Origin of the sequence: Methylomonas paludis (assembly GCF_018734325.1) — a bacterium.
Lineage (GTDB): Bacteria > Pseudomonadota > Gammaproteobacteria > Methylococcales > Methylomonadaceae > Methylomonas > Methylomonas paludis.
Map to the genome: position 1 here is coordinate 3,459,605 of NZ_CP073754.1, position 17,517 is coordinate 3,477,121.

The following is a 17,517-nucleotide window of genomic DNA, read 5'->3' on the forward strand; positions in this document are numbered from 1 at the left end:
CGGCGTACAAGCCATTCCATTTCCCTATGGATCGCGGCTTACGGTGTTGGTTTTAAAAAAATGCCTTTAAAACCAGCGATATTGTGCTGGCGAGTAATAGCCCTATCATCCACTTTAATACGGCGAGATCGGTTTTAAGGGGTGCAAGTTCGGTGTGAAACTTTAAATCCAGATATTCGCGGGTGACTAGTTTGTCTTGAGCATCAGCTATTGTTCTGACTATAGCCTCAGCCTGCGCGTGGGGTATTCCAGAAGACTCCAGCTTCTTGACTAGGTCTAAGGTATCGAATGTCACGGTAGTCATAACGGGCTAGTCCTTTTCACATAGTGGAGGCCATATGATCAATATCAGGTTTGGTTATTGTAGCTGTTCGGCTGGCAAAAAGCATTAAACGAATTTATCTATGTACTTATAAGGTTAACAGCTTATGGCCGCCGGGATGTATTGCCCCCGTGCGGAATTATCTGGAGGGAATTTTTGGTACATATCAATCAGTGGCTTGTTAAGGCAATAAGCTGCAACCATAAGACATAGGGAGCAATACGCCTATTGCGCCCTATGGATTGAGTCTTATTGAGTTGCTTTATACCCTTCTTGTTTAGGGCAACATCAAAACATTTGAAGTTATTCAAGCGGCTCTAAAATCAGCCACTAAACCTTTGGCCTTTAGACGTTGGCAGTTGTTAGAGGTACCCTATTGAATAACCACATACCTGACCGCAATTTCATCATGAAACGCTGCCGGAATTGCCGCCCAATCGACCAATTGCACAAAAATCGGCAAATTGCTTTCCGTAAACGCTTCTCGCACTTCAGCCAGATTTTTTTGTCTGCGCAGTAAATCATCGGGCTGGCGCACCACTAAATCAAGATCGCTAGCCTCATAATAGTCGCCATTTACCCGGCTGCCATACGCCCAAACTTCCGCATCCGGCAAATAGCGGTGCAAAATATCCTTTACCATTTGCAAGTAAACTATTGGTAGATGTAGCTCCACTGCTTCAATTGTCGACATGTTTACTTTCTAACCCTAGTTTAAGTTCTAAAACAGCGGCCAAGGTAGCAATATCTGCTAAAAAACCGGGAATTAATGTCAGCGTTTCTTCGGCAAATTTTTCGCCATAATCATGTGCGGTATTGTTGCGGTTGTCACGATATCCAAACCACCGCTCAACTTCCGATAATGACATCAAGTCATGATCAGCAGCCAGGCGCAAAATGTCTTTATTGGTATCGATTCCAACTTTTTGCCGCCGTGACCATAGGCTTTTAAGGCTTTCTTAAGCAGTTTAAATGCTGTTTCTTGGGTTAATTCATAGCTTTTAATGATAGCGTTGCGGAATACTTCCTGATCAATACTATCCGGCTCGGCCTTTCGATAGAACGTCAAGGAAGAATCAAGGGTTTGCATACAGCGCCGTAAATGCTCAACATTCAGGTATAACATTTTTCAGTTTCTCCGCACTATAAAATATTGAGTAACTGCTCAACGTAAGCGTTCCTTAAAAACAGGTAATTATATGATGAACTAAATTCAGTGCTTGTTTTTTAAAGTGATCATTGAACGCTGAATAGTTTCGACAAAACTTATCTACAGTGCGACATATTAACAAAGCCTATTGATTTTGAATAACTATCGGTTCCTGACCCCGCAACCAATCTAAAACCCCTACCCCCGCCGCCTGCCCAGTAGCCAAACAGGCTGTTAGTAAATACCCTCCGGTGGGCGCTTCCCAGTCCAGCATTTCTCCGGCACAAAATACACCTGGCATGGTTTTCAGCATTAAATTGTCATTCAGGCTGCTGAAACACACGCCACCGGCTGTGCTGATGGCTTCGGCGAGTGGCCGGCAGGCCAGGAGTTTTACCGGCAAGGCTTTTAGGGTGGCGGCAAGCAGGGGGATATTGTTCAGGTCGGCGGCGGTTAATGTTTCGCGCAGCAGGGCAAATTTTATGGCATCCACCCCTAAACGTTTACGTAAATGATTGGTCCAGGAGGCTTTGCCTCTGTTGGTATTGAGGCGGGTACTGATCTCAGCGGCAGTCAGATCGGGTAATAAGTCCAGGGTGATTGCCGCTGTGCCGTGGGTGGTAATTTCTTCACGTAATACCGCTGACACTGCATAAATCAACCCGCCTTCCAGACCATATTCTGTTACGATCAGCTCACCCTGTTGCTGGATAGCCGCACCGGATAGGCTGGTAAAACTCAGGCGTACTGGTTTTAGCGGCTGACCGGCGTGGTGTTGGCGCAGATATTCGCTCCAGCTGACACTAAATCCGCAATTGGCTGGTTGCAGCGGGGCTATGCTGATGCCATATTGCTCAAGCACCGGTAGCCAGGCGGCATTGGAACCCAGCTGCGGCCAACTGCCGCCGCCCAAGGCCAGCACCACAGCACTACTCTGTACCAGCTGTTGGGTACCGTTTACGCTAAAACGCAATTGCTTATCGACTGTCCAGCCTTGCCAGACATGGCGCATGTGGAAATGTACACCGTGGCTGCGCAGACGGTGTAACCAGGCCCGTAATAAGGGCGCGGCTTTCATTTCTGCTGGAAATACCCGCCCGGAACTGCCGATAAAGGTGGTAACACCCAAGCCCAGTACCCACTCGCGCAGGCGTTCAGGTGAAAACTGGTTCAGCATGGGGGTCAGTATCGCGCTGCGCTTGCCGTAGCGGCTTAAAAACTGCGGAAAAGCTTCGGAATGAGTAATGTTCAAACCGCCCTTGCCGGCCATCAAAAACTTCCGGCCGGCAGAAGGCATGGCATCGTAGACATCCACCTGGATGCCGGCCAGACTCAGCACTTCGGCAGCCATTAGCCCGGCGGGCCCGGCACCGATGATGCTGACGGATGGCGGTTTGGGCATGGCGCTGCTAATGCGGGTTGATTCTGGGCTTAACGCTCCAGAAAATTCCGCAACATATCGTGGCCATGCTCGGTAAGGATGGATTCCGGGTGGAATTGCACGCCTTCAATATCCAGGTTTCTATGCCGCACGCCCATGATTTCGTCGATATTGCCGCCGGCATCCTGAGTCCAGGCCGTGATTTCCAGGCACTCCGGCAGGCTGTCCTGCTCAATCACCAATGAGTGATAGCGGGTGGCGATAAACGGATTGTTAAGGCCTTTAAACACGCCCTGGTTGTGGTGATATACCAGCGAGGTTTTGCCGTGCATGATGCTTTTGGCACGGATGATATTGCCGCCAAAGGCATAACCTATGCTTTGATGACCCAAACACACGCCCAGGATGGGCAGTTTGCCGGCATATTCCAGGATGGTATCCACGGAAATACCGGCTTCTTTGGGGGTGCAGGGACCAGGGGATATGACCAGTTTGTCGGGCTTTAACTCGGCAATCTGCTCCACGGTGATTTCGTCGTTGCGCACCACGTTTACTGCCGCGCCCAGTTCGCCGAAATACTGCACTAGGTTGTAGGTAAACGAGTCGTAGTTGTCGATCATGACCAGTTTTACCGCACTCATGCCTTGCCTCCCAGGCCGGCTTCGGCCATGCTGACGGCGCGGAACACTGCCCGGCCTTTGTTCATGGTTTCCTCCCATTCGCTGCGCGGTATCGAGTCGTAAACAATACCGGCTCCGGCCTGAATGTGCAGGGTTTGATCTTTGATAACTGCGGTGCGAATGGCAATGGCGGTATCCAGATTACCGGACCAAGATATATAACCCACGGCACCGGCATAAACGCCGCGTTTCACCGGTTCCAGTTCGTTGATGATTTCCATAGCCCGAATTTTCGGCGCACCGCTGACGGTGCCGGCCGGAAAGGTGGCGGCTAACACATCAAAAGCGTTTTTATGCTCCTGCAATTCGCCGGTGACATTGGACACTATATGCATGACATGTGAATAACGTTCGATGACCATTTTATCGGTGAGTTTGACGCTGCCGATTTTGGCTACCCGGCCTGTATCATTACGGCCCAGGTCGATCAGCATCAGATGCTCGGCAATTTCCTTGGGATCGGCCAGCAAGTCCTCTTCCAGGGCCTTGTCCTGTTCCGGGGTAGCGCCGCGCGGGCGGGTACCGGCGATTGGGCGTACTGTGACATCGCCATCTTCCAGGCGTACCAGAATTTCCGGCGAGGAACCGACGATGTGCAAATCATCCAGATTCAGATAAAACATATACGGCGAAGGATTCAGGCAGCGCAAGGCCCGGTACAAATCCAGTGGTGCCGCGCTAAAGGGGATGGACATGCGCTGTGATAACACCACCTGCATGATGTCGCCGGCAGAGATATATTCTTTGGCTTTTAATACCGCGTCTTCAAAACCCTGCTGGGTAAAACCGGAGACAAAGTCGGCTTCTACCACCTGTTTGCTGGGCGGGGCGGGGCGAGGGTTGCCGGTAAATTCGCGCAGTCTTACCACCAGGGCATCCAGTCTGGCTTTGGCCAGATGGTAGGCATCGGTTTGCGCCGGGTCGGCGTGGGTAATTAGTAATAATTTGCCGTTAAGATTGTCAAATATCAGCAGTTCTTCAGACACCATCAATAAGATATCCGGTGCGCCGATGGGATCGGGTTTGTCGGCGGCAAGCAGGCGCGGTTCGATGTAGGCGATGGTTTCATAACCAAAATAACCCACCAGCCCGCCGTTGAACCGGGGGAGACCGGCTACATCCGGTACCCGGAAATTTTCGCGAAAGGCTTCTATCCAGGCCAGCGGCTGCTGGTGCTGCAGGGTTTCGGTGGTTGCGCCGTCGGTTTCGATAATGATGGTATGGCCATTAATTTTAATCCGGGTTTTGCAGGGCAAACCGATAATCGAATAACGTCCCCATTGTTCGCCGCCATGAACTGACTCCAGCAAATAAGAGTAAGGCGCGTCTGCCAGCTTGAGGTAGGCGCTGAGTGGCGTGTCCAGATCGGCCAGCACTTCGCGGCAAATCGGGATGCGGTTATAGCCCTGCTGGGCGTATTGATTGAATTGCTCGGGTGTCATTCTTATTCTCTGGGCAAAGTCTGGATTCAATCGTGCAAAGCGCGGAATTGTAACCCAGAAACGCCTAAATTATAGCGGTAGCAAATGCTTATCGGCCAATATAGTGATTATTTATTGGTTGCCAGCGCGTTAACCCCAAAAGTTAAGCTTTGGTCGGGCTGGTTTGGCGGCCAAACACCAGTAGAAACAGCAAGGTAAGCACACAGAATCCGGCACCGGCATAAAAAGTGGCAGCGGCCCCCTGATATTCCCATAAGGCCCCGGCCACCACGCTGGCAATCAGCATGGCAATACCGCTAACCAGATTAAAAAAGCCGTACGCTGTACCACGCAAATCCTGGGGTGTGGTGTCGGCTACCAGCTTTGCCAACAGGCCCTGGGTCATACCCATATGCACACCCCACAGCATGACCCCGGCGCACAGCCAGCGCCAGTCGTCATGGCCGGCCAGAATCAAATCGGCCAAAATCAGCGCCAGCAGACCCCAGGCCAGTAATACGCGGTGACTGATGCGGTCAGAAATACTGCCGAACGGATAGGCGCTGGCAGCATAAACGATATTCATCGCCACCATCACCAAGGGTACCAGCGCCATAGGTACGCCGCTCTGCTGGGCGCGCAACACCAGGAACGCCTCGCTGAACCGGGCCAGGGTAAAGACGGCACCGATCAGCACTACCTGCCAATAGCCGGCAGTCAGCCGTTTCAGATTGGCGCGGGAAATGGGATTATGGCGTTTGCCGGTATGCGCGGCAGGTGGCTCCTTAACCCCAAACAGTAATACCAGTACCGCCAGCATACCGGGAATCACCGCGACCCAGAACACCGCGCGAAAATCATCCTGCCAGAGCAGCATCAAGCCCACCGCCAATAACGGCCCCAAAAAAGCGCCGATGGTGTCCAGCGACTGGCGCAGACCAAAGGCAGCGCCGCGAATTTCCGGCGGCGCGATATCGGCCACCAAGGCATCGCGGGGTGCACCGCGGATGCCTTTGCCTACCCTATCCAACAGCCGGGCGCTTAAAATCAGGCCGCTGCTACCGGCAATGGCAAACAATGGCTTGGTAAAGGCACCCAGTGCATAACCGAATAAGGCCAGACTTTTGCGCTTACCGAAATAATCACTGGCGACACCGGAAAATACTTTGACGATCAAGGCGGTGGCTTCTGCCGCGCCTTCGATCAAGCCAATACCAAGCGTACTAACCCCCAACACATTGACCATAAATAAGGGCAGCAGGCTGTGGATCATTTCTGATGACACATCCATCAATAAACTGACAAAGCCCAATGCCCAGATACTTTTGGGGATTTGCCGCAAGATTGTATATTTCCGGGTTTGGCTGGACATGGCTGAGGTGTTATTGGCTGGGGGGAACTGCTATCCTATCTGCTCCGGGAGCGGCTTGCTATGTAAAAATTTAGGCTAATTTCAAAGCAGCTTGACCAATGCAGCAACAATGCCAATAGAAATAGCCATAAGGGAACCCAGCTGAATAATCAGGCGCTGCTCGATTTCCTTCATGTCTCTCCGTAAAAGATCGACTTCGTGCTTTAAATCTTGTTTGCTGGCAAACTCTTTGAGATTAATCTCAAGAACTTACAGCCTCGGCCTGCGCAGCAGGCACCCCGGCAGCCTTAAGGGTATTGGCGTATTTCAGTGTATCAAATGTAATTATTGACATGCTGCCTCCTGATTAGGTGAATAGTCTACTGTAATTAAGTGCTTGCACTTAAGCTTTTTCACCTATCTGGTCAGACACTGATATAGTTTTTAATTCACCAACACCAATCCCGGCGGTAAAGCTTCACCAAAGATCTGTTTTTCCTGCTGTTCGTCCAGTTGTTTGTATTCGGCAACCATGTCCAGCCAGGAGGCCGGGACTTTGGTTTGTTTGAGTTTTTCCAGCACCTGCAGACGCAGATTTTCGTCAATATTACGCACCCGGTCATCGCAGCAGCGTGCCAGCAGAGTGGCGGCAAAGCCGGCTTGCTGGTTTTTTTTCCAGTCCAGTTTCAGTAACTGCTGTAACCAGGGCTCGACCACAGCCGGAGCCAGCACTTCGTGGTTTTTGGCGTAAAACGGGATCCGGGCGGCAATCCGGCCCAGCGCCCAATAACTTTGCTCTGGTTCGCCGGGTTTTTCCAGGCGTTTTAACAGCCATTCGCCCAGTTGCTGTTTTTCGGTGGCTGGCAAGCGTTCCAGCGTGGCGGCCAGTCTCACCATGTCTTCATAACCGCGAATAGTCAGTTGTTTGGCGATACCAGCCTGACGTGCGGCAGCGGGGTTGATGTATTTGGCAATGTCCTGATAAATGCGCAACTGGGCGGCAGCATCCAGGCCGCCGGCCACCCGCCGCCACAGTGTCCACCATTCCGTCCAGTTTTGTTTTTCGTTAACAAACTGCAGGCCTTCCGGGTAAATTTTCCAGAGTTGCTGGATGCGCCAGTCATCCAGTGCACAACCAAAGCCTGGACGCATGGCAAAACCGATCTGGCTCAGCCATAAACGCTCGTGCGCTTCGCTGCGCCGCCGGTATTTACCGCCTTCCCATAACACTTGAAACAGTTCGCGCAATACCGGTATCGGCCAGTCCTGACGCGGTAAGATCAGGGTTTTTTCCAGATCGGCGCGTAAGGTTTTCACGGCCTGGGGGTTGACCTGTTTGGACTTGGCGCCGAATACGGCCTGAATTTTTTCCAGCGCCTGAGGTAATTGCGCCGGCAATTGACTGTTAATACTGGTTGAAATTCTTTTCCGAATCGGAAATTCCACATCCCAACGTTGCTGCGGATCAGTGACCGCCACGCATTGCAGTTGCAGGGTACCCAGCTCAGTGTATTTGGCCAGCAATTGTACCGGAATCTGGCTGTTTTGTTCGCCTTCCAGTGCCAGTGCCAGCGGTGGCAGACTGTGAAAATATTGATCGTCCAGTTCGACAATATCGCCGGACTGATACACATTGTCGCCGCTGGTGGACAATAGGTGAAAGCGCACCGGCTGGCCTACCCGCAAGGCAAATTGACGATCGCCCAATAAAATTTCTATTTCTTCCTCAGTGCCTTTGGGTAATAAACACACACCCTGCTGAATTGCAGCGGTCTGATCGGCTTCGATCAGCAAGAAATAGCTGCGGGCTGCGCCACCGCCGATTTTAGCGGTGTTATGGCGGCGGGTCAGCGCATAACTCACCGCACCATAAGCGACCGCCAGTTCGGGATGACAATTATCCAGCACTACAGGTGCTGAACCACGCCAACTGGCAAGTAAATCGGTAGTGCGCTGTACCAGCGCAGCGCTTTTAAACACGCCGCCGTTTAGCAGCAGGGTATCCGGCACAATATCGGTATCGCCGCCCAGAGCGGCGCGGGCAGCCTGGGCGTGTAAGTTCAGGAAAGCAGCAATATGCTTGCTGATAGCCGGTTCCGCAGCATAAGGCAGGCCAAATTCAACCACGCCACTGCGTTTTTTATCCGGCAATTGGCTTAATGAGGATAGGGGTAGAAAGCCGTCCAGGGCGATGCTGTTAACTTCGGCACGGCTTAAATGAGTGGTTTTGCTGGCGGCAATCAGTTTGGAGCCGCCACCCAGCAGCGTTACCGCCACCTGTTCCGGAGCATCGGCAGCCAGTAAACGCTCTTTGGCCTGCCGGCATTGTTCCAGCAATTGGGCCAGTTCCGCCGTGGACAGTTTTTTATCGTCGCTACGCAAACGGCTTTCCGCCAGATGAGCCAGGGCCAGATCGATATTGTCGCCACCCAACATTAAATGGTCGCCGACACCGATACGGGTCAAGCGCGGCGGATTATAACTATGTTCGATTTTAATCAGGGTTAAATCAGTGGTGCCGCCACCGACATCACACACCAGCAGCAAACGGCTGTTGGCCAGACTTTGACTAAGACTGCCGGCGTGACGTTGCAGCCAGTCATAGCAGACCGCCTGCGGCTCTTCCAGCAGCCGAATAGCGCCCAGGCCGGCCATTTTGGCAGCGGCCAGGGTTAAGGATCTGGCCGATTCGTCAAATGAAGCCGGCACCGTGACCACCACATCCTGCTCAACCAGGGGGGCATCGGGAAATTGCTGATCCCATACTGTACGCACATGGGCCAGATAGCTGGCACTGGCCGCCAAAGGCGAAACCTTAAACACATGGTCGCCGCTACCCCAAGGCAAGATGGCGGCGCTGGGATCAACAGCGCTATGACTCAGCCAGCTTTTGGCGCTGGTCACCAGGCGGCCCTGAGTCTTGGCGCCCAATAGACGGGCGGCTTCACCCAATACCGCGCCGTCGCTGCTGAGCAGAAAATGGCTGGCGGCACTCAATTCTTCTGCGGCAGGATGATAACGCACTGAGGGCAACAGGGCTTTGGCCGCCACTTTTCCCAGTGCCACCATTTGCGGAATTTCGAACAGGCGAATTTGTTGGTCAGGATCGTTGACTGCGGTATAGGCAACGGCAGTATGGGTAGTGCCTAAATCAATGCCCAGCGAGTATTGGCTAGTGTTTTTCAAGGTGGTTTTTCTGTTTAGCGGTGGAGAGGATTGCTGTTAAAGTCTTTGTTTTGGCTAATACGGCATGACTTAACCATAACGATTAGCCAACTATACTATCAAGCTTTTGATAATTTCGGAGATGACAAACGGCAGGAGGCGATACAGGAATTGGGGTAAAAAACAGCATGCAAACTGGGATGGGATGGCTGGAACCAGAGTTTTAGCTTAAAGTAGAACCGGAAAAACCGCCTTACTCTTTTGCTTGTTCAAACGGATCAGCAATAATTTGCTCTTCATGCAGCATCAGATAAATCCCTTTGCAGCCTTCGCAGCAAAAGTATTTATCCCCTTCGGTGGTCTTTAGTTCAAATCCTTCAACTTCAACAGCCAAGCCACAAAGATCGCACTCTTTATTGTCGTCACTCATTGCTTTCAGCCTAATTAAAATAAACTACTTGGTTGAGATTATGCCATTTAAGCTTGACTAAATAAAATTTTACTCGGTTCAATTTTTAAATGACTGGGCAACTTCCAGCTAGTGGTTGACCAACATTACTTTGACTGATGTGCCGACCCTGGACGCGCATGGTTCGCAATTGATGCTCATCAATGCGTTCAGTGTATTTTACGCCGTTTCCGTCAAAATAAGATTGGTACACTACTAGAGGCAGTCCTGCGCTAAGCCGGGTGCTGCTAGGACTAGCCTATGCATTTGAATCATACAGATTTTTTGTATCTATAGCTTAAAAGCATACCCCATAAAGCCGCCCGGCGGGAACTTTCCGCACAAGATTGTTATAAGCGCGCTGGTCTGCGTTAAAATAGCTGGGTTTTTTCCGCAGTCGTGTACTGCTTATCAGGAATTTGTATGAGCAAATCTATTGTACTTACCGGTATCACCACCACCGGTACGCCACATTTGGGAAATTATGCCGGGGCTATCCGTCCGGCAATTCAGGCCAGCAAGAATGCCAATGTGCGGCCATTTTACTTTCTGGCCGATTATCATGCGCTGATTAAATGTCAGGAACCGGCACGGGTAAAGCAATCCAGCCTGGAAATTGCTGCCAGTTGGCTGGCGCTGGGTTTGGATACTGCAAATGCGGTATTTTACCGGCAGTCCGATGTACCTGAGATTTTGGAACTGACCTGGATGCTCACCTGTGTTACCGCCAAGGGTCTGATGAACCGTGCTCATGCCTATAAGGCGGCGGTGGCGGAAAATGAGGAGACCGAAGGTCATGATCCGGATACCGGCATCACCATGGGCTTATTCAGTTATCCAATTCTGATGGCCGCTGATATCCTGCTGTTTAATGCCCAGCAAGTGCCGGTAGGCAAGGATCAGATTCAACATATAGAAATGGCCAGAGATATTGCCAGCCGCTTTAATCATATTTACGGTGAGCATTTTGTGCTGCCGGAAGCGGTATTGGCCGACAATGCCGCCACTTTATTGGGGCTGGATGGCCGCAAAATGAGCAAAAGTTATAACAACACCATCCCCATTTTCGAAGAAGAAAAAAAACTGCGCAAACTGATCAATAAAATCAAAACCAATTCTCTGGAACCCGGTGTACCCAAAGAAACCGAGAATTGTACGCTGTTTGGCATCTATCAGGCTTTTGCCCATCCCCATGAGATTGAAGAAATCCGTAACCGTTATGCCGAAGGCATAGCCTGGGGCGAAATGAAACAAATTCTGTTTGAAAAAATTAATGCCGAAATTGCCCCGGCCCGTGATCGTTACGAAGCCTTGCTGGCATCGCCGGGTCATATCGAGCAGGAATTAAAAGACGGCGCAGAGAAAGCCCGCGCCATCACCGTGCCGTTTATTAAAACCCTGCGCGAAGCAGTGGGTATTTCGCCTATCTTTAGCTGATAACGCTATAAGCCGGCAAACGGGTGGGGGTAAAGCCCCCGCTTGCCGACAGGCCCGCTCAGGACAATCCGCATATTAGCACTTAGGATTGTCGTTGATTTCATACTATAATTAGCGGTTGATTCCTGCCCAAGCCACAGTCTATGTCCAGAAAAAAAAGTCCATCCCTGTTTGAAGACGCTATGGAAGAACTTGAAAAGCTTGTCGAGCAAATGGAGCAAGGCGATATTCCGCTGGAAGAATCGCTTAAGGCTTTTGAACGCGGTATTAAATTAACCCGCACTTGCCAGCAAGCCTTGCAAGATGCTGAACAAAAAGTTCAGATTCTGTTAGAAAAAAACGGTCAACAAACACTGGAGCCATTTCACGATGAGTAACTTAAAAACCTATCTTAGCGCCTGTCAACAACGGGTGGAACTGGCACTGGACGCACGCTTGCCTGCTGCCCATATTTTGCCGCAAACCCTGCATCAAGCCATGCGTTATTCGGTTTTGGACGGCGGCAAACGCACCCGGCCCTTATTGACTTACGCTACCGGACAAGCGCTGGGCTTGAGTGAAGATCAGCTGGATGCTCAGGCCTGTGCCGTGGAATTTATCCATGTCTATTCCTTGATTCATGATGATTTACCCGCCATGGATAATGATGATTTACGCCGCGGTAAACCTACCTGCCATAAGGCGTTTGACGAGGCGACCGCCATTTTGGCCGGCGATGCTCTGCAAGCGCTGGCATTTGAAGTGTTAAGTCACGACCCCAGCATTACAGTGGGTGCCGAAGCCCGTTTGCAAATGATTAGCACCCTTGGCAAAGCCAGCGGCTCACAAGGCATGGTGGGTGGTCAGGCTATTGATTTGGCGGCAGTGGGGATCAAACTCAGTCTGCCGGAACTGGAAAATATGCATATCCATAAAACCGGTGCGCTGATTCGGGCCAGTGTGAATTTGGCTGTGCTGTCTAAAACCGGCCTGCAAGCGGATGTGGCTAAACATCTGGATCATTATGCTAAATGCATAGGCTTGTCATTTCAGGTGCAAGACGATATTTTGGATGTGGAAAGCGATACCGCCACGCTGGGCAAAACTCAGGGTAAAGATATCGATAACGACAAACCCACTTATCCGGCCTTGCTGGGTATGGCAGGAGCCAAACAAAAAGCCCGGGAATTGCATGAGCAAGCCGTAGCCAGCCTCAGTGATTTCGGCAGCGAGGCCGATTTATTGCGCGATCTGTCGCTTTATATTATTCAGCGTAGCCATTAAACCAAGCCACCGGGGCTGCCATGCAGAGCATAAAACAAAAAATCCGTGACATACCTGACTTCCCCAAACCGGGGATTGTGTTTAAGGATATTACCCCGCTGGTTAAAGACCCGGTGGCTTGCCGACGGGCGATCCAGTTATTGATACAGCCGTTTCTGGATAAAGATATAACCGCCGTGGCCGGCATGGAGGCGCGCGGTTTTATTTTTGGAGCGCTGGCGGCCTGGGAACTGGGTATTCCATTTATACCGCTCCGAAAGCCGGGTAAACTGCCTTATGATGTGCAGAGTATTTGCTATGATCTGGAATACGGCTCGGCACAATTGGAAATTCACATAGATGCCCTGGATAGTACAGACCGGGTATTGTTGATAGATGATCTGTTAGCGACCGGCGGCACGGCAAAAGCCAGTTGCGAGTTGATCGAACTGCTGGGTGCCAGCGTAGTGGCTTGCGGATTTGTGATTGAGCTGGATTTCCTGCAAGGCCGGGAGAAACTCCAGGGCTATGAAGTCCATTCCTTGCTGCATTATTAGTAATAATTGGACGGATCGAGGCTGTAGACTGATAAGTTATTGCGGATTAGATTCAGCCGCTGGTGCAGGCGGCAATACTTTTTTGGCCGGGTGTCTGTGGTGCTTACGCTTCTTACTCAGCTTATCCAACTTTTCCGAACTTTCTTCAAAGGAAGTGGAAGCCTTATCCAAAGCCGCAACCGCATTATCCAGCGCCACGCCGGTTTGAGACTCTTTTACAGCAGTGCCTCCAGCTTTTTTGGGGGTATCATCCGCTTCAAGTTCGCGAGTAAAATCGTCTTCCATCGGTAAAATATCGACACTGGAACCGCCTTGACCATCGGTAATTAAATGATGCTGGTTTTGCAGATAAGCTTCGCGGGTGAACACATAAGGATCTATTGACGCCTCATCAATAAACTTTAACGCCCCTTCAGCATTGGCCCTGGCGTTTAACATGGAAACCAATTGCACCGGCATGCCCACATAAGTGCTTGGATTGGCGGCAGTGTCCACAATACTGCCCGGCAGGCCACGGGTTGTGGTGGGTCCCAGAACCGGCAGCACCAGATAAGCGCCTTGCGGTACCCCCCAAACGGCTAGAGTCTGACCAAAATCTTCCTCATGTTTTTTCAGTCCCAGATCAGTGGCAACATCAAAAAAGCCCAGCAAGCCCACGGTGGAATTAGTCAGGAAACGTCCGGTATCTTCAGCACCCTGCTCAAATTTACCCTGCATGTGATCGTTTAACACCACATTAATATCTTTGAGATTGCTGAAGAAGTTGGAAACCCCGGATTTTAGAAAAACCGGGGTGGCCCAGATATAGGCATCGGATATCGGCTTGGCGACATAATCATCCAAATGATCATTAAATTTGAACATTGAACGATTAAAGCTCTCATACGGATCAACACTGCTTTTTTCTGTCTCAGCGGCTTTATTGGCTTGATCCGGATTAGAGCCGGTTGAGGCACATCCGCCGGCCAGTAATAAGCTGGAAACTAATAAACTACGAGAAAAAGCCGACTTGCCAGTCAAAAACTGGTTGAGGTTAACCATCAAAAAACCTAAAAAATTACTGTGTTGCGTAGTTGTCAATTTTTTCAGTGATTTTAGCGATTAATGCATCAAAGCCGTCTTTACTCAGGACACTGGTGTATTCGGAACGCTTTAAGGCCAAATCACTGACACCGTCGGCTATTATATTAATAATTTGCCAGCCCTCGTCTTTTTTCTTCATCATATAATCGAATTTAACGTCTTTCTCGCCCGGTATATGTAAATTGGTATGCACGACGACACCACCACGACCGGTTTCCTCTTCGGAAATAAAGCTAAAGGATTCTCCGGAAAAATCTTTAAAGTTATGCGCATAAGCCGAGATGCTCAGCTGGCTGATGGCTTTTTCCAGTTTGGCCTGTTGCTCCTGGGATAATTCTTCCCAGTGTTTACCAACGATAATCCGGGCTATTTTGGGCAGATCGTGGCTTTTTTTAACCGCAACATCCAGCTTGTCGTAACGACCTTTAAAGCCCAGCTCTTTACCCTGTTTCATTACGGCTATCAGATCGTTCTGAAATTCCTCCACAACCTGTTTTGCTGAAATTTCATCAGCGGCGGCTATTCCGGAGAAAGCCAGCATAATCAAAACGATAAAACCCAAGTATATTTTTTTTAGCATATTTGTCATCAAAACCTCTTTTGCAAAGCGTCGATCCCGACCAGAAATGAATCAAGACTCTATTTTGACAGGAATATCGCTAATAGTAGTTTTTTTAGGGTTTATAGCAAACTGGGGTTTCTTTTCAGCAACCATATCGCCTTCAGTTTTCGGGCCACGCAGTACGGCCAGCAAGGCTTTGATGGGGTGTGCCATAGTATCTTCAACCGCTGTCGCTTCGTAACCACAATGCGCCATGCAGTTTGCGCATTTGGGATTTTTCACAGTACCGTACTTTTCCCACGGTGTGGTTTCCAGCAGTTCTTTAAAAGAACCGGCATTGCCTTCGTCTGCCAGCAAGTAGCAAGGTTTTTGCCAGCCGAACACATTACGGGTTGGATTACCCCAAGGTGTGCAGTCGTAATTTTGATTGCCGGCCAGAAAATCCAGGTAAAGTGAGGAGTGATTTAATTTCCATTTGCGGGTTTTGCCGATTTTGAAAATATTGCGGAACAGATTTTTTACATCCGCCCCTTTAATAAATACATCTTGTCTTGGTGCGTGTTCATAGCTGAAGCCAGGGGCAATGGTAACGCCTTCTACGCCCAGTTCCATGGCGTAGTCAAGAAACTCGGCAACCTCTTCAGGGGTTTCGCCCTGGAACAGTGTGCAGTTAACGGTAACGCGAAAACCTTTGCCCAGCGCCAGTTTGATGGCTTCGACAGCGATATCAAACACACCTTCCTGACATACTGAAGTATCGTGGCGATCACGGTTGCCATCCAAATGAATGGAAAAAGTCAGATAGGGAGACGGTTTGTAATCGTTGATTCTTTTTCTAAGCAGCAAAGCATTGGTGCACAGGTAAACGAATTTTTTTCTGGCAATAATGCCTTCAACGATTTGCGGCATTTCTTTGTGGATCAAAGGCTCCCCGCCTGGGATAGACACCATCGGGGCGTCGCATTCATCCACGGCATCCAGGCATTCCTTAACGGATAAGCGTTTATCCAGGATGTCATCCGGATAATCGATTTTGCCGCAACCTGCACAGGCAAGATTACATCTAAACAACGGTTCCAGCATTAATACCAGGGGATATTTTTTCACTCCTTTGATTTTTTGCTTGATTAAATAACTACCGACCGCAATTTGTTGACGTAAAGGTACACTCACTGATTCATTCTCCAAGATCCACACTACAAAGTTTACGGTGTTGTTGTGCTATCACAACAAATCCTAGCCCGTAAAAACCGTCTTAATTTAGAAAAACCCTATAATCTTCAATAGATTCGAAAAATTACCGGTTAATCTCGCTATAATTTGTGGCAAGAATACTACTTTTTTTTGCAACACTCCAGCATTTAAATGAAAAAACAACGGATTCCAGCGCTTGACGCCCAGTGTTACATGTTCACCACAAGGCTTTTGCCTAATCGGCCTTAGTGATTTTTAGCATTTAATATATTGATTTTAATTTATTTTTTATAAAGCCTATCTAAAGCTGTTGCTGATGCATCGCTGCCGTCCTGCTGAATTTTGCAATAACGCAACACCGCTTTGCAAAATACCAACAAACAGTCTATTATTGTCAATAATTCCGTAACAGTATTTTGACTTATCACCAATGACCGCACAGAAACCATTGATCGAAGACCCGACGGCACTTGCCGGGCTAGCTGACGATGAACTTCAGGCCATATTGCTTGAGGGTGTGTCGCGTACGTTTGCGCTGACTATCCCCCAATTGCCCGCTGCCTTGTATAAAGCAGTCGCCAATGCTTACTTGCTTTGCAGGATAGTTGATACTATTGAAGATGAAGTATCACTTACGGTTGAACAAAAAAAGCTGTTTTGCAGCCGTTTTATTGAAATTGTCAAAACCGGTGCCGCTGCAGAAGATTTCAGCCGCGAACTGGCCGCCTTGTTGTCTGCACAGACCATACCTGCCGAACACAGCCTGATCCAACTTACACCCAGAGTTATTGCTATTACTCATACCCTGGATCCAGTGCAAATTGATGCTTTGGCTGCTTGCGTGGAAACCATGGCCAACGGTATGCCGGTTTATCAGGCTCTGGATTTACACGCCGGCTTAAAAACCATGAAAGATATGGACGACTACTGCTATTACGTAGCCGGCTGTGTCGGTGAAATGCTGGCAAAACTGTTTTGCCATTATTCGCAGGAGATTAACCAGCATCGTGACCAGTTGCTTAAATTGTCTGTGTCTTTTGGCCAAGGCTTGCAAATGACCAATATCCTTAAAGATATCTGGGACGATGCCCAACGTGGGGTTTGCTGGCTGCCGCAAGACATTTTTAACGAAGCCGGTTTTGATCTTGGCACCCTGACGCCTGAAACCAATGACCAGAATTTTAGACGCGGCTTGAGCCGATTGATTAATATCGCCCGCGGCCATTTGGAAAATGCCTTGCTGTATACCCAATTGCTGCCCAGCCATGAAACCGGTATCCGTAATTTTTGCCTGTGGGCTTTGGGTATGGCAGTGCTGACTCTGAAAAAAATCAAGGAAAACCTGAACTTCAATGAATCCAGTCAGGTAAAAATCAGCCGGCGCAGTGTAAAAACCACTATTCTGATCAGCAAATTTACTGTGCGCAACAACTGGTTGCTGACACTTATTTTTAATCTGTTTAGCCGAAATCTTAAAACACCGGACTGGCAGTATTTACCTCTATCGCCTAGCGGACACTAAGG

General features: G+C 49.6%; 19 protein-coding genes. 5 read left to right on the plus strand and 14 right to left on the minus strand.

Translation table 11 applies throughout. The features are described from left to right. Positions 1-52: 52 nt before the first annotated feature. The 11 genes from KEF85_RS15755 to KEF85_RS15805 form a co-directional block, all read right to left on the minus strand. Positions 53-304 carry a CCDC90 family protein gene (locus tag KEF85_RS15755; protein ID WP_215582177.1) on the minus strand — a complete coding sequence of 84 codons (252 nt, stop codon included), beginning with the start codon at positions 302-304 and terminating at the stop codon, positions 53-55. Between the two features lie 391 nt (positions 305-695). Continuing rightward, positions 696-1,016: a nucleotidyltransferase family protein gene (locus KEF85_RS15760; RefSeq protein ID WP_215582179.1), complete on the minus strand. Its 321-nt coding sequence runs from the start codon at positions 1,014-1,016 to the stop codon at positions 696-698. Beyond that, a complete protein-coding gene (locus KEF85_RS15765) occupies positions 1,003-1,191 on the minus strand; it encodes a nucleotidyltransferase substrate binding protein (protein ID WP_246534982.1) in 189 nt (62 codons plus the stop codon). The genes KEF85_RS15760 and KEF85_RS15765 overlap by 14 nt, the downstream gene beginning before the upstream one ends. Beyond that, positions 1,191-1,448, minus strand: a complete 258-nt coding sequence (locus KEF85_RS15770) for a nucleotidyltransferase substrate binding protein (protein WP_215582183.1) — start codon at positions 1,446-1,448, stop codon at positions 1,191-1,193. The genes KEF85_RS15765 and KEF85_RS15770 overlap by 1 nt, the downstream gene beginning before the upstream one ends. A 169-nt stretch (positions 1,449-1,617) precedes the next feature. Continuing rightward, the gene (locus KEF85_RS15775; RefSeq protein WP_215582185.1) at positions 1,618-2,874 is read right to left on the minus strand and encodes a TIGR03862 family flavoprotein; all 1,257 of its coding nucleotides are present in this window, start codon (positions 2,872-2,874) and stop codon (positions 1,618-1,620) included. 29 nt (positions 2,875-2,903) lie between these two features. After that, positions 2,904-3,494, minus strand: coding sequence for an anthranilate synthase component II (locus tag KEF85_RS15780; RefSeq protein WP_215582187.1), 591 nt, complete (start codon positions 3,492-3,494; stop codon positions 2,904-2,906). Further along, complete coding sequence (gene trpE / locus KEF85_RS15785) at positions 3,491-4,975, minus strand: anthranilate synthase component I (RefSeq protein ID WP_215582190.1); 1,485 nt, start codon at positions 4,973-4,975, stop codon at positions 3,491-3,493. Before trpE ends, KEF85_RS15780 begins: the two co-directional genes overlap by 4 nt. Positions 4,976-5,117: 142 nt before the next feature. After that, positions 5,118-6,326, minus strand: coding sequence for an MFS transporter (locus tag KEF85_RS15790; RefSeq protein WP_246534983.1), 1,209 nt, complete (start codon positions 6,324-6,326; stop codon positions 5,118-5,120). A 241-nt stretch (positions 6,327-6,567) separates the two neighbouring features. Beyond that, positions 6,568-6,660, minus strand: coding sequence for a CCDC90 family protein (locus KEF85_RS15795; RefSeq protein ID WP_215582193.1), 93 nt, complete (start codon positions 6,658-6,660; stop codon positions 6,568-6,570). Positions 6,661-6,749: 89 nt separating this feature from the next. Beyond that, entirely contained in the window at positions 6,750-9,491 is a 2,742-nt protein-coding gene (locus KEF85_RS15800; RefSeq protein WP_215582195.1) for an Hsp70 family protein, read from the minus strand. Positions 9,492-9,723: 232 nt separating this feature from the next. Next, the gene (locus KEF85_RS15805; RefSeq protein WP_215582197.1) at positions 9,724-9,900 is read right to left on the minus strand and encodes a heavy metal translocating P-type ATPase metal-binding domain-containing protein; all 177 of its coding nucleotides are present in this window, start codon (positions 9,898-9,900) and stop codon (positions 9,724-9,726) included. A gap of 441 nt (positions 9,901-10,341) precedes the next feature. Here KEF85_RS15805 and KEF85_RS15810 point away from each other — a divergent pair, with 441 nt between their 5' ends. The 4 genes from KEF85_RS15810 to KEF85_RS15825 all read left to right on the plus strand — a co-directional run bounded on the left by KEF85_RS15810 (position 10,342) and on the right by KEF85_RS15825 (position 13,154). Continuing rightward, positions 10,342-11,355: a tryptophan--tRNA ligase gene (locus KEF85_RS15810; RefSeq protein WP_215582198.1), complete on the plus strand. Its 1,014-nt coding sequence runs from the start codon at positions 10,342-10,344 to the stop codon at positions 11,353-11,355. 143 nt (positions 11,356-11,498) lie between these two features. Next, positions 11,499-11,732, plus strand: a complete 234-nt coding sequence (locus KEF85_RS15815; protein WP_215582199.1) for an exodeoxyribonuclease VII small subunit — start codon at positions 11,499-11,501, stop codon at positions 11,730-11,732. Beyond that, positions 11,725-12,618, plus strand: a complete 894-nt coding sequence (gene ispA, locus KEF85_RS15820; RefSeq protein ID WP_215582200.1) for a (2E,6E)-farnesyl diphosphate synthase — start codon at positions 11,725-11,727, stop codon at positions 12,616-12,618. Before KEF85_RS15815 ends, ispA begins: the two co-directional genes overlap by 8 nt. Before the next feature lie 20 nt (positions 12,619-12,638). Continuing rightward, positions 12,639-13,154: an adenine phosphoribosyltransferase gene (locus KEF85_RS15825; RefSeq protein WP_215582201.1), complete on the plus strand. Its 516-nt coding sequence runs from the start codon at positions 12,639-12,641 to the stop codon at positions 13,152-13,154. A gap of 36 nt (positions 13,155-13,190) precedes the next feature. On the opposite strand, the gene KEF85_RS15830 is transcribed toward KEF85_RS15825, so the two are convergent. The 3 genes from KEF85_RS15830 to hpnH are packed head-to-tail and all read right to left on the minus strand — an operon-like array spanning position 13,191 to position 15,972. Then, positions 13,191-14,195, minus strand: a complete 1,005-nt coding sequence (locus KEF85_RS15830) for an MlaA family lipoprotein (protein ID WP_215582202.1) — start codon at positions 14,193-14,195, stop codon at positions 13,191-13,193. Between the two features lie 16 nt (positions 14,196-14,211). Continuing rightward, complete coding sequence (locus KEF85_RS15835) at positions 14,212-14,817, minus strand: ABC transporter substrate-binding protein (protein WP_215585202.1); 606 nt, start codon at positions 14,815-14,817, stop codon at positions 14,212-14,214. A 51-nt stretch (positions 14,818-14,868) separates the two neighbouring features. Further along, positions 14,869-15,972 (minus strand): adenosyl-hopene transferase HpnH, encoded by a 1,104-nt coding sequence (gene hpnH / locus KEF85_RS15840; RefSeq protein WP_215582204.1) that lies wholly within the window; start codon positions 15,970-15,972, stop codon positions 14,869-14,871. Between the two features lie 451 nt (positions 15,973-16,423). Here hpnH and KEF85_RS15845 point away from each other — a divergent pair, with 451 nt between their 5' ends. Further along, a complete protein-coding gene (locus tag KEF85_RS15845) occupies positions 16,424-17,515 on the plus strand; it encodes a phytoene/squalene synthase family protein (RefSeq protein ID WP_215582206.1) in 1,092 nt (363 codons plus the stop codon). The last annotated feature ends 2 nt before the right edge of the window (positions 17,516-17,517 follow it).

Excerpts from the sequence above, each read along its gene's own strand:
- KEF85_RS15755 (WP_215582177.1), bottom strand. The coding sequence starts at position 304 with ATGACTACCGTGACATTCGATACCTTAGACCTAGTCAAGAAGCTGGAG.
- KEF85_RS15760 (WP_215582179.1), bottom strand. The coding sequence starts at position 1,016 with ATGTCGACAATTGAAGCAGTGGAGCTACATCTACCAATAGTTTACTTG.
- KEF85_RS15765 (WP_246534982.1), bottom strand. The coding sequence starts at position 1,191 with ATGTCATTATCGGAAGTTGAGCGGTGGTTTGGATATCGTGACAACCGC.
- KEF85_RS15770 (WP_215582183.1), bottom strand. The coding sequence starts at position 1,448 with ATGTTATACCTGAATGTTGAGCATTTACGGCGCTGTATGCAAACCCTT.
- KEF85_RS15775 (WP_215582185.1), bottom strand. The coding sequence starts at position 2,874 with ATGCCCAAACCGCCATCCGTCAGCATCATCGGTGCCGGGCCCGCCGGG.
- KEF85_RS15780 (WP_215582187.1), bottom strand. The coding sequence starts at position 3,494 with ATGAGTGCGGTAAAACTGGTCATGATCGACAACTACGACTCGTTTACC.
- trpE (WP_215582190.1), bottom strand. The coding sequence starts at position 4,975 with ATGACACCCGAGCAATTCAATCAATACGCCCAGCAGGGCTATAACCGC.
- KEF85_RS15790 (WP_246534983.1), bottom strand. The coding sequence starts at position 6,326 with ATGTCCAGCCAAACCCGGAAATATACAATCTTGCGGCAAATCCCCAAA.
- KEF85_RS15795 (WP_215582193.1), bottom strand. The coding sequence starts at position 6,660 with ATGTCAATAATTACATTTGATACACTGAAATACGCCAATACCCTTAAG.
- KEF85_RS15805 (WP_215582197.1), bottom strand. The coding sequence starts at position 9,900 with ATGAGTGACGACAATAAAGAGTGCGATCTTTGTGGCTTGGCTGTTGAA.
- KEF85_RS15810 (WP_215582198.1), top strand. The coding sequence starts at position 10,342 with ATGAGCAAATCTATTGTACTTACCGGTATCACCACCACCGGTACGCCA.
- KEF85_RS15815 (WP_215582199.1), top strand. The coding sequence starts at position 11,499 with ATGTCCAGAAAAAAAAGTCCATCCCTGTTTGAAGACGCTATGGAAGAA.
- ispA (WP_215582200.1), top strand. The coding sequence starts at position 11,725 with ATGAGTAACTTAAAAACCTATCTTAGCGCCTGTCAACAACGGGTGGAA.
- KEF85_RS15825 (WP_215582201.1), top strand. The coding sequence starts at position 12,639 with ATGCAGAGCATAAAACAAAAAATCCGTGACATACCTGACTTCCCCAAA.
- KEF85_RS15830 (WP_215582202.1), bottom strand. The coding sequence starts at position 14,195 with ATGGTTAACCTCAACCAGTTTTTGACTGGCAAGTCGGCTTTTTCTCGT.
- KEF85_RS15835 (WP_215585202.1), bottom strand. The coding sequence starts at position 14,817 with ATGCTAAAAAAAATATACTTGGGTTTTATCGTTTTGATTATGCTGGCT.
- KEF85_RS15845 (WP_215582206.1), top strand. The coding sequence starts at position 16,424 with ATGACCGCACAGAAACCATTGATCGAAGACCCGACGGCACTTGCCGGG.